14 protein-coding genes and 1 riboswitch are annotated in these 17,814 nt (G+C 28.6%); of the genes, 13 read left to right on the top strand and 1 reads right to left on the bottom strand.

Annotated features, from left to right (window positions below; translation table 4 throughout):
* The first annotated feature begins 13 nt into the window (after positions 1-13).
* From gyrA to T347_RS0100965, 7 genes are all read left to right on the top strand, one after another.
* A complete protein-coding gene (gene gyrA, locus T347_RS0100995; protein WP_031542370.1) occupies positions 14-2,491 on the top strand; it encodes a DNA gyrase subunit A in 2,478 nt (825 codons plus the stop codon).
* A gap of 69 nt (positions 2,492-2,560) precedes the next feature.
* On the top strand, positions 2,561-3,496 hold the full coding sequence (locus tag T347_RS0100990; protein ID WP_031542368.1) for a hypothetical protein: 936 nt from the start codon (positions 2,561-2,563) through the stop codon (positions 3,494-3,496).
* A 99-nt stretch (positions 3,497-3,595) separates the two neighbouring features.
* Positions 3,596-5,650, top strand: a complete 2,055-nt coding sequence (locus T347_RS0100985; protein ID WP_084323922.1) for an ABC transporter ATP-binding protein — start codon at positions 3,596-3,598, stop codon at positions 5,648-5,650.
* Between the two features lie 148 nt (positions 5,651-5,798).
* Positions 5,799-7,631: an ABC transporter ATP-binding protein gene (locus T347_RS0100980; RefSeq protein WP_051636003.1), complete on the top strand. Its 1,833-nt coding sequence runs from the start codon at positions 5,799-5,801 to the stop codon at positions 7,629-7,631.
* Positions 7,632-7,725: 94 nt separating this feature from the next.
* The gene (gene serS, locus T347_RS0100975; protein WP_031542362.1) at positions 7,726-8,991 is read left to right on the top strand and encodes a serine--tRNA ligase; all 1,266 of its coding nucleotides are present in this window, start codon (positions 7,726-7,728) and stop codon (positions 8,989-8,991) included.
* A 34-nt stretch (positions 8,992-9,025) separates the two neighbouring features.
* A complete protein-coding gene (gene mnmE, locus T347_RS0100970; protein ID WP_031542360.1) occupies positions 9,026-10,381 on the top strand; it encodes a tRNA uridine-5-carboxymethylaminomethyl(34) synthesis GTPase MnmE in 1,356 nt (451 codons plus the stop codon).
* Positions 10,382-10,433: 52 nt separating this feature from the next.
* Positions 10,434-10,667 carry a hypothetical protein gene (locus tag T347_RS0100965; protein WP_031542358.1) on the top strand — a complete coding sequence of 78 codons (234 nt, stop codon included), beginning with the start codon at positions 10,434-10,436 and terminating at the stop codon, positions 10,665-10,667.
* A gap of 29 nt (positions 10,668-10,696) precedes the next feature.
* Here T347_RS0100965 and T347_RS0100960 read toward each other — a convergent pair whose 3' ends face one another.
* Positions 10,697-11,296: an FMN-dependent NADH-azoreductase gene (locus tag T347_RS0100960; RefSeq protein WP_031542357.1), complete on the bottom strand. Its 600-nt coding sequence runs from the start codon at positions 11,294-11,296 to the stop codon at positions 10,697-10,699.
* A gap of 66 nt (positions 11,297-11,362) precedes the next feature.
* On the opposite strand from T347_RS0100960, the gene T347_RS0100955 reads away from it, so the two are divergent.
* The 6 genes from T347_RS0100955 (at position 11,363) to T347_RS0100930 (ending at position 17,795) form a co-directional block, all read left to right on the top strand.
* The gene (locus T347_RS0100955) at positions 11,363-12,169 is read left to right on the top strand and encodes a TatD family hydrolase (protein ID WP_031542355.1); all 807 of its coding nucleotides are present in this window, start codon (positions 11,363-11,365) and stop codon (positions 12,167-12,169) included.
* Between the two features lie 60 nt (positions 12,170-12,229).
* Positions 12,230-13,021: a TatD family hydrolase gene (locus T347_RS0100950; RefSeq protein ID WP_031542353.1), complete on the top strand. Its 792-nt coding sequence runs from the start codon at positions 12,230-12,232 to the stop codon at positions 13,019-13,021.
* A gap of 71 nt (positions 13,022-13,092) precedes the next feature.
* Positions 13,093-14,013 (top strand): ribokinase, encoded by a 921-nt coding sequence (rbsK, locus tag T347_RS0100945; protein WP_031542351.1) that lies wholly within the window; start codon positions 13,093-13,095, stop codon positions 14,011-14,013.
* 92 nt (positions 14,014-14,105) lie between these two features.
* Positions 14,106-14,200: riboswitch (purine riboswitch) on the top strand.
* Positions 14,201-14,253: 53 nt separating this feature from the next.
* Positions 14,254-15,549, top strand: coding sequence for an adenylosuccinate synthase (locus T347_RS0100940; RefSeq protein WP_031542345.1), 1,296 nt, complete (start codon positions 14,254-14,256; stop codon positions 15,547-15,549).
* Positions 15,549-16,841 (top strand): adenylosuccinate lyase, encoded by a 1,293-nt coding sequence (purB, locus tag T347_RS0100935; RefSeq protein WP_031542338.1) that lies wholly within the window; start codon positions 15,549-15,551, stop codon positions 16,839-16,841. The genes T347_RS0100940 and purB overlap by 1 nt, the downstream gene beginning before the upstream one ends.
* A gap of 180 nt (positions 16,842-17,021) precedes the next feature.
* Complete coding sequence (locus T347_RS0100930; protein ID WP_031542336.1) at positions 17,022-17,795, top strand: MurR/RpiR family transcriptional regulator; 774 nt, start codon at positions 17,022-17,024, stop codon at positions 17,793-17,795.
* Positions 17,796-17,814 lie beyond the last annotated feature (19 nt).

The raw sequence follows: 17,814 nt of genomic DNA, 5'->3' as shown, positions 1-17,814 counted from the left end.
TGTAGGTGAATGTATGAGTAATGAAAATAATCAACATAATCACGGAAACATTAAAACCATTGATATTTCTACTGAAGTTCGTAAAGACTTCTTAGAATACGCAATGAGTGTTATCGTTTCTCGTGCTTTACCAGACCTTAAAGATGGTCTAAAACCAGTACACCGTAGAATTATTTATGCAATGAATGATCTGGGTATTACAGCTGATAAACCACATAAAAAATCTGCTCGTATTGTAGGGGAAGTAATCGGTAAGTACCACCCACATGGTGACACTGCTGTTTATGAATCTATGGTTAGAATGGCTCAAGATTTTTCTTATCGTTATCCTTTAGTGGATGGACATGGTAACTTTGGTTCAATCGATGGTGATGGGGCTGCTGCTATGCGTTATACAGAAGCAAGACTGTCTAAAGTTTCTAATTGAATTATCAAAGATATTGACATGGATACAGTTCCTTTTGTAGATAACTATGATGCTTCAGAAAGAGAACCTGCTTATTTAACAGGATATTTCCCTAACTTACTTGCAAACGGTGGAATGGGAATCGCTGTTGGTATGGCAACATCAATTCCTCCTCACAACCTAAGAGAAGTTGTTAGTGGAATTAAAGCATATATCGATAATAATGAAATTACTATTGATGAGTTATTAGATAACCATATTTTAGGACCAGATTTTCCAACTGGAGCTTTAATGACTAATGGTCAAAGAATGCGTGAAGGGTACAAAACCGGAAAAGGTGGAGTGATCATTCGTTCAAAAATTGATATTGAAGAAACTGATAAGTCAGCTCGTTTAATCGTAACTGAAATTCCTTATCAAACTAATAAAGCAAAAATTATTGAAAGAATTGCTGAATTAGTTAAGGATAAATCAATTGATGGAATTTCTGATATTAGAGATGAATCAAACTATGAAGGTATCAGAGTTGTTATTGATTTAAAACGTGATTCAAATCCAGATGTTGTATTATCAAAACTTTATAAATACACAAGTTTACAATCAAGCTACTCAATCAACTTGTTATCATTACATAACTCAATCCCAGCATTGTTAGATTTAAAGACAATTATTAAACACTATGTTGATTTCCAAATCAATGTAATTATTAAACGTTCAATTTATGAAAAAAATAAACTTGAAAAACGTTTAAATATTTTGAGTGGTTTAAATAAAGCTCACGATATTATTGACGAGATCATTGAGTTAATTAAAAAATCAGCTGGTGATCAAGAATCAAAAGAACAGTTAATGTCTAGATGAGATTTCAACGAAGAACAAGCTAAAGCTATCTTAGATTTACAATTAAAACGTCTAAGTAGATTAGATAGAGATAAACTACATAATGAAATGGATCAAATCAAGGAGAGAGTTTCTTATTTAAATAAATTGATTGAAAATACAGAAGAACAAAACACTGTTTTAAAAGATCAATTAACAGATATCGCTGAAAAATTTGGTGATGATCGTAGAACTGAAACAATTTCAGATTCAGTAATGAATATTGAAGATGAAGAATTAATTCCTGATGTAAAAACAATGATTTTATTATCAGAAGAAGGATACATCAGAAGAGTTGATTCTGAAGAGTTTAGAATTCAAAAACGTGGTGGAAGAGGAATAAGTGTCAATGCCGCTAATGAAGACCCAATTGTTATTTCAACTATGGGTAAAATGCGTGATCATGTTCTATTCTTTACTAACTCAGGTAAAGTCTTTAGAACAAAGGCCTACAACATTAGACAATATTCTCGTACAGCTCGTGGATTACCAATTGTAAACTTTTTAAACGGTTTAACTAATGAAGATAAAATTACAGCTATCTTACCTTTAAGAAATACAAAAGAAAAATTTAAATATTTAACTTTTATTACTCAAAAGGGAATGATTAAACGTACTGACATTACAATGTTCGATAGTATTAATCAAAATGGTAAAATCGCTATCGGACTAAAAGATGGTGATCAATTAGTATCTGTCATGCCTACAACTGGTGAAGACACAATCTTTATTGCAAACAAAACTGGTAAAGTAATCAGAATTAGTGAAGATATTGTTCGTCCGCTTTCAAGAACAGCTTCAGGTGTTAAAGGAATTAAAGTTGAAGGTGACGATGTTGTTGTTGGAGCAGTTACTTCATTTGGAATTGAAAATATTACAACAATTTCATCAAAAGGTAACTTCAAGAAAACAGCAATTTCTGAATATAGAATTTCTGGTCGTAATGGTAAAGGAATTAAAGTGATGAACCTAAATGAAAAAACGGGAGATTTTAATTCAATCATTGCAGCGCGTGAAACTGATTTAATTATGATTATTTCTAGTGATGGAAACTTAATTAAAACAAGAGTTTCAGATATTCCTTTATTAAGTAGATCTGCAGCTGGTGTTCGTGGAATTCGTTTAAGTGGTGATAACCAAATTCAAACCGTTACATTAGAATACCGTAAAAATGGTGAAGAAAACCAAGAATTTGAAGAAGAATAAATGCAAATAGATCTTAAATGATCTTTTTGTACTTTATAATAATATTAATCATATAGAAGAGGTATTATTTTGGAAAATACAAACATGAATGACGCTGAAAAAAGTGTCAAAAAAGTTGTCATCAAAACGATTAAAATTACACCTGTTGGTGAATTTAAAGATGATAACTCTAATCTTAATTTAAAAAATGATGAGAACAAAGAAAAAAATACATCAAAAGTGATGACTGAAAAAGAAATCAAAAGAGAACTAAAATGACAAGCTAAAATTGACGAGGCACTTACTCCTAAATTTGGAGAAAATATTAAATTAAATTTCACAATAAATTTAATATTTGCAATATTATTATTTTCTATTATTTCAGGAATGTTAATAAAAATACTAAACCCTGTTTTTAATAATGGAAAAATTTTGGATGATGGTTCAATTATTTTTATTGATGGTTTAAATTTCAATTTCTTCTTAGGACCACTTGGTGAAAAACTTGGTTTTTACGGAAATCATTTATCTGATCACATGTCGTTTGGATTTGATTTCAGTGCAAATATTATTCTTTTAATAATTGCACCAATTGCATTGGTAGTTCTACTTATTTTAATTTTTATTCATTTTAAAAAACCTGAATATAGATCAGAAGAAGAATATGAACTATTTATATTGAAAAAAATTGCTAAAAAATCTGAAATAAAAAATATTAGATGTTCTGTATTAACAAAAATTGTTTTCGGAATTTTAATTGCTTCAATCATTTTTGGAATTTTAATAAAAATATTAAATCCTTACTTTACAAGTTTAGTTGGTAAAGACTTAGATATTAGTTATTTCTGAGGGGTATCTACTACTCCAAGTTTATCATTTGATATTTCAAAATTTGGTGAAGCGCATGAATATATTTATGATTTCACTGCCAATATATTAATTTTGGTTGTTGCACCGACCATGTTAATTTTATTGAGTGTTTTAAAAACTATCGCAGCTAAAAAACCAAAATACAAAAATATTTAGATTTTAAATTTGGTTTATTTATTGTTATTTTATAAATTATTTAACTAATCATAAATTTTGAAATAAGTATATAATAAATAAGAATGAGAGGAAATTTATATGAAGTTAAAAAAAGAAAAACAAGTTAAGCTTCGCGATTTACATTTACAACGTGAATCAACTAAACTTGAATCATCTCTTGAAAAGCAATCTATTACTCAAGAACAATTTGATGAAAAATACAAAGATTTAATTGATCAACAAATTGAACTGAATAAAAACAAGGGTGCTTTCTTCGTAACTATCGCTAGATATTATAGAAAAGAATGACATTTAGGTTTACTATTGGTTGGTTTAACAGCTTTAAGTGCAGTGATTTCAATCATGCTTCCGTTATTGACTCAACAAATGACAAAATCAATCATGATCGGAAATATGCTTAATGGGGATTTATCCAAAGAATCATTAAATGCTATGATTGCGGTGTTAGAACAAAATATTATCAACCACCCAGAACTTGCTCAAATGTTTCAAGGGCAAATAATAAGTTTAGAAAATATGGTTGATGGATTTTGGTGATTAGCTTGATGAGAATCACTAATAATTGCTGTTGCCGTTATTTTTGGTAATATGGGAATTATGTTTTGTACACAATATGTAGGTGTTGTTATGGGTAAACGTATTGAAATTGATTTACGTAATAAATCATTAGAAGCGTTAATTAGACAAGATATTTCATATTATTCTGATAAAAAAATTGGTGAAATTATTACAAAAGTTGTTTCTGATACTCAAATTGTTGGAGATCAAGCTGCAACAGTTCCTTCAACTGTTATTAGTGCGTTCTTAACAATTTCTGCTTCATTAACAATGATGTTTGTTTTCGAAGCGATTATAGCATCTGTTATTATGGCAACATTTGTGACAATCTTATTAATTATGGCTATTGCATTTGGATTTACTAAAAAACGTATTACAAAAATGCGTGAAGTTATCACAGATATCAATGGTAATGTAATTGATAGAGTAAACAATGTTAGATTAATCAAATCTACAGGAACAGAAAATTACGAAACAGAACGATTTAGAGAAGTTCACAAGGATTATTATAAAGAAGTTAAAAAAATGGCTAAAGTTCAATCAATAATGGTTGTAGTTCTATTTGGTGGTATTTCTTTAATGCAAATGATTACTGTTGCTATGTCAATGGTTTTATATAATGGTGGTGAAGAATCATCATCATTCTTCTCAACAACTTTCGCATCATTCCAAATGGCGCAAGGAACAATGACTGGTTCATTATTCCAAATGATTATGTTAACTATGGGAATCGCTCAAGCATCAGTTGCTGCTGTCAGAGTAGAAAAAGTAGTTACAGAAGAATCAATTATCGATCCTCACTATTTTGGTGATAAAAAAATCAAAACTATTAAAGGTGATATTAGATTTGAAGGAGTAAGGTTTGCTTACCCTGAAAAACCAAATAAAACAATTTTACCAACTTTTGATTTCACTTTTGAAGAGGGTAAATCATACGCCTTTGTTGGTGAAACTGGTTCAGGAAAATCAACAATCGCTAGATTGTTACTAAGATTCTATGATCCAACTGAAGGTAGAATTATCATTAATGGTAATGAAGATTTAAGAGATATTAATTTATCAAGTTATCTATATAACGTTGGTTATGTAGAACAAGAACCACAAATTCTTTATGGAAATGTATACGATAATGTTAGTTATGGAAGATTTGAATCTTCAAAAAGAAAAGTTATTGAAGCATGTAAAAAAGCAGAATTACATGACTTGATCATGACTTGACCAGATGGTTATGACACAATTCTTGGAGAACGTGGATTTATGTTATCTGGTGGTCAAAAACAAAGACTAATCATTGCTAGAATGTTCTTAAAAGATCCTCAATTATTAATTCTTGATGAAGCTACATCAGCACTTGACAATATTGTTGAAGGTGAAATTCAAGCTAAATTAGATGAATTGATGGAAGGTAGAACAACTATCTCAATCGCTCATAGATTATCAACAATTAAAAATGTTGATCAAATTATTGTTCTTGGAGGTAACGGTGGTGGAATTGTTCAAACCGGAAGTTTCAATGAATTAAAAACAAAACCAGGACACTTCAAACGTTTATATGAAGCTGGTTTAATGGATTAAGGCACACGCCTTTTTCTTTGTGTAAATAGAATATATTAAGTTTTTCAATTTGGATATTTTTAAAGTTTAAATCAATTATAATTTATATAATGAAGTTTAGATTTTTCATCCAGATTAATAACTAATTTATTCATCGAAAGGAGAAATAATGAAAGAAAGAAAAGTAGTTCATAAAAATGTTGATAATTCAGTATTTTTTAAAATGATAGTTAAATATTATGCAAAGGAATGAAAGTTCACCTTACTATTAGGGTTTTGTATGTTTTTCATAGTAATTTGTGGAATAATGCTTCCGTTAGTTACTCAACAAATAACTTTATCAATTCAAAATGACATAATAGAAGGTGGTAATGTTTCATCAATGTGATGAGGATTAACTTGACAAGAAGATGTTTACATCGGTATTGCTGCAGTTGTAATTCAAACCGTGGCATCTTTTATGTTCAATTATATTGGATATTTAATGGGTAAAAAAATAGAAATAAATTTACGTAATAAATCTCTAGAATCCCTTGTTAGACAGGATATTTCATATTATTCAGATAAAAAAATTGGTGAGATATTAACTAAAGTAGTTTCTGATACACAAATTGTTGGTGATCAAGCTATAACTATACCAATGTTAATTATTCTAGCGGTGTTTCAAATATTAGCATCTATCATAATGATGTTAGTTTTAAATTTACTTTTAGGTGGTATTGTCACATTAATATTCATAGTTATTATAGCAATTATGGTAGTTATGTTTAAAATCACTACAAAAAGATATCATAAAGTTCGTGAAGTTATTACCGATATTAATGGTGATGTAACAGATAGAATCGCAACAGTTAGATTGATTAAATCTACTGGAACAGAAAATTACGAAACAAAAAGATTTAAAAGTGTTCATGAAGAATACTATATAAGATCTCGTAAAGTTGGTCAAATGCATGCTTTAATGATGACAATTTTATTTGGTGGAGTTGCTCTACTACAATTTTCAACTATTATTGCTGCTGCAATAATAAATGGTGGACCAAATACGAACTCCGAAGAAGTTGCTAGATTCTTCAATGAAACTTTTGCATCATTTTTAGTAGCTCAAGGAATGATGATTGGACCACTGTTTAGTTTTATGAATGCGTTATTTGGATTGGCAATGGCATCAGTTTCTGCCGAAAGAATTCATGATACTTTAAAAGTTAAATCTATTATGGATCCACACTATTGAGATGGTGATAAAATTGAAGGCATTAATGGTTCAATTGAATTCAAAGGTGTTATGTTCCGATATCCTGAAAAACCAGAGAAAACAGTATTACCAAAATTTGATTTCACTTTTGAAGAAGGTAAATCATATGCCTTTGTTGGTGAAACTGGTTCAGGAAAATCTACAATTGCTAAACTTTTGTTGAGATTCTATGATCCAACTGAAGGAAGTATTATTGTAAATAAAAATCACAATCTTAAAGACTTAAATTTATCAAGTTATTTAGAACATGTGGGTTATGTAGAACAAGAACCACAAATTCTTTATGGTGATGTTTTTGAAAATGTTCGTTATGGAAGATTTGATGCAACCGATGAAGAAGTAATTGAAGCATGTAAAAAAGCAGAATTACATAAATTAGTTCAAGCTTGACCAGAAGGATATACTACAATTCTTGGTGAACGTGGTTTCATGTTATCTGGTGGTCAAAAACAACGTTTAGTAATCGCTAGAATGTTCTTGAAAAACCCTAAATTATTAATTCTTGATGAAGCAACATCAGCACTTGACAATATTGTTGAAAAAGAAATTCAAGTTAAATTGGAAGATTTAATGAAGGGCAGAACCTCTGTTTCTATTGCTCATAGACTTTCAACAATTAAAAATGCTGATAAAATAATTGTTTTAGGAGCGAATGGTTCAGGAATTGTTCAAATAGGAACATTCGATGAATTAAAATCAGCACCAGGTCACTTCAAAAAACTTTATGAAGCTGGTTTAATGGATTAATCACTTAGGTGATTTTTTCTTTGCATTATAATTAATGTGTTCTAATATCAATCATAAAGTTATATAATTATTTATAACTAAAAGAGGTAAAAATATGCTAGATGCAAATTATATTGAACAAAATTTAGAGTACGTAACTCAACAATTAAATAAAAGAGGTCAAGATTATACAAAGGACCTTTTGTTTGTAGTATCTAAGAATCAAAGACGTAAAGAATTATTGGCCTTAGTTGAACAAATAAAAGCTGATAAAAACCAACTTTCAAAAGAAGTTGGTGAAAAAATGAAAGTTAAAGATGTTGATGGAGCTAATAAATTAAAATTACAAGTTTCTGATATGAATTCTGATATTGAAAAATTTGATCTTGAACTTAAAGATGTAAACTCAGAATTAACTCAAGCTTTACAAGAAATCCCAAATGTGCCAAATAAAAATATTCCTATTGGAAAAGATGATAATGATAATGTTGAAGTAAGAAGATTTGGCGATGACAAATTAATAAAACACGAAACAGCACACTGAGATATAGCCACTAAATTAAATCTTGTTGATTTCGAAGCAGGACCAAAATTAAGTGGATCAAGATTTGTTGTTTATACAGGACTTGGATCAAAAATGATTAGAGCTATTGCCGACATACTTTTATCAAGACACACTAATCATGGATACAAAGAGGTGATGGTGCCTGTTATTATTAATGCTGAAGCTATGTACGGTACTGGACAACTTCCTAAATTTGCAGAAGACGCTTACAAAGTTGGAGATCAATATTTAATACCAACTTCAGAAGTTCCATTGACTAATTTACATGCAAATGAAATTTTATCTTTAGATTCTTTACCAATTAAGTACACTTCATTTACACAATGTTTTAGACAAGAAGCAGGAAGTGCTGGTCGTGATACAAAAGGCTTAATTAGATTACATCAATTTAATAAAGTCGAAATGGTTAAAATATCACATCCAGAAAATTCTATGGAAGAGTTAGAATTAATGACTAAAGATGCTGAAGATATTTTACAAATGTTTGAATTACCATATAGAGTTGTTGAATTATGTTCTGGTGATGTTGGTTTTGCATCATTAAAAACTTATGATTTAGAAGTTTGATTCCCAGAACAAAATAAATATCGTGAAATTTCATCAGTTTCTAATTGTGGAGATTTCCAAGCAAAAAATATGATGACACGTTTTAAAGATGCTGATGGTAAAACTAAATTAGTTCATACTTTAAATGGTTCTGGAGTAGCTATCGACAGATTAGTGGCTGCAATTTTAGAAAATTACTGAGATGGTGAAAAATTAAACTTACCAAAAGTTTTACAACCATACTTTAATAATCAAGAGTTTATAAAATAAGACTCTGGTCTTATTTTTATTTAGAAAGGAAAAAATGGCGAAAATAGTAGATACAATCGTAGCACCATCAACTACAATAACAACTCAAGCAATTGCTTTGATTAGAATCAGTGGTGATGACGCATTTTCAATTATTAATAAGTTGTTAAAAAAAGAAGTTCCACAAACAAAAGGAATTTATTTTAGACAAATATTTGATAAAGATAAATTGGTTGATGAAGTTGTTATTAATGCGTTTGTAAACCCATCGTCTTTCACTGGTGAAAACACTATCGAAATTGCTTGTCATGGTGGTATTTTAAACACAAATCGCATTATCAAACTAATTATAAGCGCTGGAGCAAGAATGGCTCAAAAAGGAGAATTTTCTCAACGCGCATTTTTAAATGGAAAAATTGATTTGATTCAAGCAGAAGGTATTAATGATTTAATTCATGCCACAAATGATTTGGCCTTAAAAATAGGTATTGATAATATGAGTGGAACAAACAACAAAGCAATTTTTAGTTTGAAAGAAAACTTGATGGATGTAATATCTAGAATTCAAGTTTCAATAGACTATCCAGACTATGATGATGTTGAAGGTTCTTCTATTGAAGATTTAACTAAACTTTTAGAAAAGTTAAATGATCAAGTAACTAAGTTGATAGTGAGATCTAAATTAGCAAACAAATCTGTCACAGGGATAAAAACTGCAATTATTGGTCAAACAAATGTCGGCAAATCATCGATTTTAAATGCTTTATTGGACGAAGACAAAGCTATTGTTACAGATATTCCGGGAACTACAAGAGATATCGTTGAGGGACAAATTTCGCTTGAAACCGTCACATTAAATTTAATTGATACAGCAGGAATTAGAGAAACTAAAGATATTGTTGAAAACTTAGGTATTAAAAAATCAAAAGATTTAATAAAACAAGCTGATTTAGTTTTGTTTGTTGTTAACTCAGATAGAGTTGATGATCATGATAACTTAGAAATACTTAATGAATTAAATGGAAAAACATATATTACTATTTTTAATAAATCCGATCTATTAAAAGAAGATAAAAATAAATTAATTAATGAATATAAAAATGTTGTTTTTACAAGTGCTATTAATAATGATATCGATCAATTAATTGAAAAAATTCAGGAAATGTATTCGAATGAAGAAATTTTAAAATCAGACGAATTAGTATTAATTAACTTAAGTCAAATAGCTTTAATTGAACAAGTTAAGGAAAAGATTGACCAATCATTAAATGCAATTAAATCATCAATGCCAATTGATATTGTTAATGTTGATTTATATGCTGCTTGAGATTTCTTAAACGAGTTAATTGGCGAACAATATGATGAAGAAATTATTGATAATATCTTTAAAAAATATTGCTTAGGAAAATAAAAATACAACTATAATATAGTTGTATAGAAATATACTAGAATAGAGAAATCATATGAAAGAAATCACTAGAATTACTGATGGTAATATGGAATTAGCATTTAAACTTTTAGATAAAGGTGAAATTGTTGAGTTAGCAGCTTTTGCAGGACCAGAAGTTGAAAAAACAATTAAAAATAAATTTTCGGGATACTTAAATGCGAATGCAGAAGTTATTGAGCGCGGTGAAAACTTAGGTGTTTGCGGTTGTGGTGAACCCGCTAATGTTATTTTAAAAATTTGAAGATAAAAAAATGAGCTTTGCTCATTTTTGTTTGTTTAAAATGCTTTAGCAGCTTTCTTAATTTGATCAGATATTGTTGCAACAACATCAACTGGTGTCATTTGATTAAATGGTGCAGTTTTTGTTCCTGCCAATAAAATTGGTTCTACAACTGTTGCTCCTGCAAATTCTCAAGTACCTCTTAAGTACTCTGTGTGATTTCCTCACATATATCAACCATATGGTGCTCCTTGAGTTGTTAAAATTTGAACTTTTAAGTTTGTCAATAAACCAATTGCATCACCTTTTTTAGAATACTTATAACTAAATGTTTCGTTAGCTACTAAGATGTGATCCAAGTAATTTTTTATTAAGGAACTTACATTGAAATTGTACATTGGTGCTACCATAATAACTTTATCAACCTCTTTTAATTGTTTGATGTAATTTAAGGCATCTTTCTCATTAAAGAAATTTGAAAAGTTATCACGTGTTAAAACTATTTTAGCCATTTCAGTTTCATTTAAATCTAAATGAATGATTTCATCATTTGGATTTAAAACAGTATATTCTTCTAAGAATTTTTTTGATAATTCTGCTGAAAATGAACTTGCGATTGGAGACACGCTCCCGTTAATTATTAATACTTTACTCATTGTTTTGTTTTCTCCTTGTTTAATATTATAATACTAATATATTAATTAGCAATGAATGGAGTTTCTATGATAGATAAAAATAAAATTTTTGATGCTCATATTCACTTAAATGATCAAGAAGATATGTATGCAACCATGGATATAAGTGAAATAATTGAAAACGGCAGAAATAATGGTGTTGGTGGATGACTTTGTGCTTCTTATCATCTTAAATCTTCAAAAATTGCTATTGAACTTGCTGAAAAATATGATGATATTTATGCAGCGATTGCTATACATCCAAATGATGTGCAAAATTCTTCAAAAGAAGAATTACTTGAATTAAGAAAAATGGCTCCTCATCCTAAAGTTTTAGCAATTGGTGAAACTGGATTAGATTATTTTTACTCAAAAAAATTTATCAATCTTCAAAAAGAATTCTTAAGAGAACACATATCAATTGCTGAAGAAAATGACATTGCAGTTCAATTACATATTAGAGATGCTAAAGATGTATATGAAGCATATGATGATGCAATTGAAATATTAAAAGATACAAAACCTAAAACAATAATTATTCATTGTTTTTCAGCTAATTTAGAGTATGCTAAAAAGTTTGTAGAATTAGGAGCATATATCAATATTGGTGGAGCTGTAACATTTAAAAATGCAATAGACTTACAAGAAGCTGCGAGTTGAATACCGCTTGATAATTTATTATTAGAAACTGATGCACCTTGATTAGCGCCACATCCACATAGAGGTAAAGTTAATCTTCCAGAAATGATTAATCAAACTGCTGAAAAAATTGCAGAATTAAAAAATATTTCTAAAGAAGAAATTATTTTAGCAACTACTGAAAATGCGATCAAAGCTTTAAAAATAAAGGACTAAAATTTCCATTTATTATAAAACAAGTTTTATAATAAATATGAATAGAATAAGAGGTATTTCATGGCAGGAATATATGACATACATGCACACTTAAATGACGCAAAATACGCAGGAGTTGATATAACTTCTAGTGAAATAGTTAATGAGGCAAAATTTGCGGGTGTTGAAATGATTAATAACGTTGGTTTTGATATTAAATCATCAAAAACAGCATTAATTCAAGCAGAAAAAAATAAAAATGTATTTGCAATAATTGGAATTCATCCCAATGAAGCTCATTATTTTGCTGAAGAAGCATATATTCAATTAGAAGATATGGCTTATAGTAATAAAGTGGTTGGAATTGGTGAAATTGGGTTAGATTACTCAAGAACAAATAAATATAAAGAGCAACAAATTGAATCTTTTAAACGTCAAATTAAAATTGCAGAAAAACTACATTTACCAATTTTAATACATATTAAAGATGTTTTAGGATCTGAAGAAGCTTACAATGATGTTTATTCAATTCTGCAAAAATATCCTAAATTAGTTAAAGTAATTCATGGTTATGAAGGTAACCTTGAACTTGCTAAAAAATTTATCAAAATTGGTTGTTACATTTCAATGGATGGAAGAGTTACTTGAGATGATGAAGCTCAAAGAGTAATTGAAGATATTTCTTTAAACAAAATGATGGTTGAATCATCAGCTCCATACGGAACACCTAAACCATTTGAAAATAAGATTAATCATCCTAAATATTTACCAATCACTATTAAAAAGATTGCTGAATTAAAAAACACAGGCGTTGAATCTGTCATTGATGCAACAAGACAAAATGCTCTGGATGTATTCTTTGTTAAAAAATAAGCCACTTGTTGGTTTATTTTTTTCTTAATAAAAGTACAAAGTAAGTATAATAAATATAAAGAGGATTAAATATGAAAAAAATATTAACATTTGGATCTATAAATACAGATTTTGTTTTTGAAGTTGAAAATTTACCTTTAAAAGGACAAACAATTACATCAAAAAGTTTTTCTACTTTTTTTGGTGGAAAGGGAGCTAATCAAGCGGTTGCTATTGGTAGAATGGGCAACCAACCTATTATGATAGCTAAGGTTGGAGACGATGTTCAAGGGATTTCAGCAATTGAAAATTTAAATTTAAATAATGTTGATACAAAATTAATTGAAAAAAGTAGCAAACCAACTGGTGCAGCTTCAATTTTTGTTGATCAAAATGCAGACAATGTTATTGTTATAGATTCTGGGGCTAATGGTGATTTTAAAATAGCTGATGTTCAAAAATATTTAAAAGAGATTCGTGAATCAGATATTATACTTTCTCAATTAGAAACACCATTAGATTTTGTTTTTGAATTTTTTAAAGAAGCCAAAAACCAAAATAAAATGACTGTTTTAAATCCTGGGCCAGCTATTAAATTAACTAATGAACAAATTCAATTGTGTGATTTCATAATTCCTAATGAAACTGAATTAGCTATTATTCTTGGTGAGAAACACTCAAATAATTATGAAACAATTTTAGAATATGCTTTAAAATTGCAATATATATCAAAAAAAGAAGTTATTGTTACACTTGGTGAAAACGGTTCTTTATATATTTCAAAAGATGGAACACCAACTAAATTTAATTCTTTAAAAGTTGATGCTGTTGATCCTACTGCTGCTGGAGACACATTTATTGGTGCTTTAATTTATTCAATATCTTGTAATAAAAGTGTTAAGGAATCTATAGAATTTGCAACCGCAGCTTCAGCTCTTGCTGTAACAAAAAAAGGTGCCCAACCATCAATACCAACCTTAAGTGAAGTTGAAAAATTTATAAAACAAAAATAAGACCTTTCGTCTTATTTTTGTTTTATATGAATGCAGTCTAATTAATTTTTTATGTATATAAAAGATGAAATCTAAAGTATAATACTTATGTAATTAAATAAAAAAAGAAAACTTATATAATCCTGCATAATGGGCAGGAGTCTCTACAGTGCACCTATGTACTATTATGAGTTAATAGCTATGCTATGAGTTTTCGTCATGCTTAGCTATTTTTTTATGGCTAAGCTCAGAAGGAGAAACATGAAAAACAACTTTAAATCACTTGTGGTCGTAGGATCACAATGAGGGGACGAAGGTAAAGGGAAAATTACTGACTACTTTGCACAAAAAGCTGAAATGGTAGTTAGATTTGCTGGTGGAGATAACGCTGGTCACATGATCGAGTTTGGTGGAGCAAGACACAAAGTAACTATTGTTCCATCAGGAATTTTCAACCGACACGTTAAAAATGTTATTGGAAACGGAACTGTTGTTAACTTAACTAATTTGGTGGCTGAAATGAAAAAAATCAATGAAGCTGGAGTAGACACTTCGAATTTATTTGTTTCTGATAGAGCACACATAATTTTTGACTGACATTGTCAAATCGATGCTTTACAAGAGGAATCACGTAAAGAAAGAATTATTGGAACTACAAAACGTGGAATTGGTCCAACATATGCTGATAAAGCGTCAAGATACGGAATTAGAATTTGTGATATTGAACAACCAGAATTTAAAGATATTTTAAAAGAAAACGTTGATTACCACAACCAAATCATCACTCAATTATATAATGGTACACCTTATGTGTTTGAAGAAGTTTATGCTAAATTGATGGATAACTATAATGTAATCAAAAACAACATTGTCGATTCTGGTGAAATGGTTGCTGAGGCAATTGAAGAAAATCAATTTGTTTTATTCGAAGGTGCTCAAGGAGTTTTATTAGATATTGATCACGGAACTTATCCTTATGTAACTTCATCAACATGTTCAGCTAATAATGCTTCAACAGGGGCTGGAATTCATGCTAAACATATCCAAAAAGTTGTTGGTATTGCTAAAGCTTACCAAACAAGAGTTGGTTTTGGTGGAATGCCTACAGAAATTATTGATGAAACTGCTCACAGAATTCGTGAACGTGGTAGAGAATATGGATCAAACTCAGGTAAACCAAGAAGAATTGGATATTTTGATGCTGTTGCTATGAAATATGCAATTAGAGTTGGCGGTATTGATGAATTATTCCTAACACTTTTAGACGTATTAGATACAGAAAAAGAAATTAAAATTTGTACAGCTTATGAATTAGATGGAAAATGTATTAAAACAATGCCAGCTAATGATAACGATCTTAAAAGATGTAAACCTGTTTATGAAACTTTACCAGGTTGAGAACAAGACATTACAAAAGTAACTTCATTTGCAGAGCTACCAATTAATGCTCAAAATTATATGAACAGAATTAAAGAAATAGTTGGTGCAGAATTTTTAGGATTCTCAGTTGGTCCAGACCGTAAACAAACAATTATGCTGAAGGGTGAATTTGAATAATGATAAATAGATATAGCGACAAACAAATTGAAAAAATTTGATCAGATAAAAATAAATATGCAATTTGATTAAAGGTTGAACAACTTGTTTGCGAAGCTTGATCTGATTTAGGTATCATTGATTTTCACGCAATTGCAGAATTACAAAAATTAAAAGTGAATTTACCAAGAATGTTAAAACTTGAAGAAGAAACAAAACACGATGTTGTTGCTTTTACAAGAATGCTTTCAGAACAAATTGGTAAAGAAAGTAAGTGAATTCACTTAGGAATTACTTCAACTGATATTGTTGATACAGCTCAAAACTACATGATTAAGGAATCTAATCAAGTTTTGTTGGAAAACCTTAAAAACATGCAAAAAATCCTTAAAAAAATAGCTTTATTAAATAAAGATACTTTAATTATGGGAAGAACACACGGAATGTATGGTGAACCAACTTCACTTGGATTAAAATTCGCTCTATGATACGAAGAATTTTCTAGACATATTGAAAGATTAGAGATGGCTAGAAAACAAATAGAAGTTGCTAAAATTTCTGGTTCAATGGGTAACTATGCAAATTTAGAATTAGAAATTGAAGAATATGTTGCTAAAAAAATGGACCTTGGAATTGATACGATTTCAACTCAAGTTACACAACGTGATCGTCACCTATTTTTAGTAGAAGTGATTGCAAATATTGCTACAACTCTAGAAAAAATGTCTACTGAAATTCGTTTATTCCAAAGAAGTGATGTAAATGAATGAGTCGAAGGTTTTGGTGAAGGTCAAAAAGGTTCTTCATCAATGCCACATAAGAAAAATCCAATTTCTTCTGAAAATATTGCTGGTTTATCACGTTATATTAAGTCTCAAGTAGCAATTGCATTAGAAAATAACAATTTATGACATGAAAGAGACATTTCTCATTCATCAAATGAGAGAATTATGTTTCCGGATATGTTTAATGTAATTAATTATATTTTAAATCGAATGAATGCAACGGTTAAAGATCTTGTTATTAACTATGATCAAATTGAAAAACATATATTAGAATCAAAAAATATATTCTTTTCACAAAGAGTTATGACTTATATTGTTATGAATAATAAAGAAGTTACACGTGAAGAAGTTTATGATTTGGTTCAAGCTAAAACTTTAGAATGTTTATCAAAAGGTTTAGATTTCAAAGAAGTAATACTTAATTCTAAAATCACAAAGCTTATCGATAAAAAAGAACTTGAATCATTGTTTGATATTAAGTTCTTTAATCGCCAAACAGATAAAATTTTTAAAAGAATATTTAATTAAATTTCTATCGTATTTGAAAATTGTTATTAATTTAAATATAAAAAGGTCATCAAAATTGGCTTTTTTATATTTATTTTTTATAAATTTATAGACACTTTTATATTTAATGTTTCATTATTCTATTGAAATTAGTTTTTTATTTTCAGAAAGATATAATTAAAGCAAATGGAGGAAAATAATATGGTTTCTATTGTAAAAATACTATGTAAGTTTTTAGAAAATGATGAGAAAGAAACTTTTTATATTATTTCTAAAAAAATATTAGAGCATTATAATGAAGGAGAGTTTTTATCTCAAAGTGAACTAGCTAATGAATGTTTCGTTTCCCAACCACTTATCACTCAATTTTGCAAATCGATCAATTTTTCTGGCTATCGCGAATTAATAATAAGACTTAAAATTGAATATGAAAATATAATTTATTTAAATAAAATGAACTTAAATAATTTAAATGAAACCTTGAGTGATCTTATAACTCTACATGAATTTATAAATAATAATATAAAAATATTAAATGAATTAATAAACTCTATTTTAAATAATGAAAAAATAGCTTTTATTTCATCTGGTCAGTCAAATTATTCAATGCAATTTTTTATTAATAGTATTAATATTAAAGGATTTACAAATGTTGTATTTTTTAATTCTCAATCTCTTGGTAGAAGTTCTCGATATGTAGATTCTCTTTTTAAATTTAATAAGTATTTTTTTACTTTTACAGGAGTTTTGAGTCCACTAGAGAAAAGATTTTATAATGAATGCTTAGAAAATGTGGATCACAGTAAAATATTTACTTTAATAACCGAGGGTAAACAAATTAAAGTTATAGAAGGTAATAATATAAACTTAAATTTAGATGTTAAATATTCAGATACAATATATAGAAATCTATTATTTGATATATTGTTTTTGGAAATTATTAATAAGTTAAATAAAGAATTAATTACTTTATAAATATTAAAGTAATTAAAGA

The sequence above is a fragment of the Mesoplasma photuris ATCC 49581 genome (genome assembly GCF_000702725.1).
Classification (GTDB): domain Bacteria; phylum Bacillota_I; class Bacilli_A; order Mycoplasmatales; family Mycoplasmataceae; genus Tullyiplasma; species Tullyiplasma photuris.
Note: the sequence above shows the minus strand (reverse complement) of the source record. Positions and strands in the feature narration are given on the sequence as shown.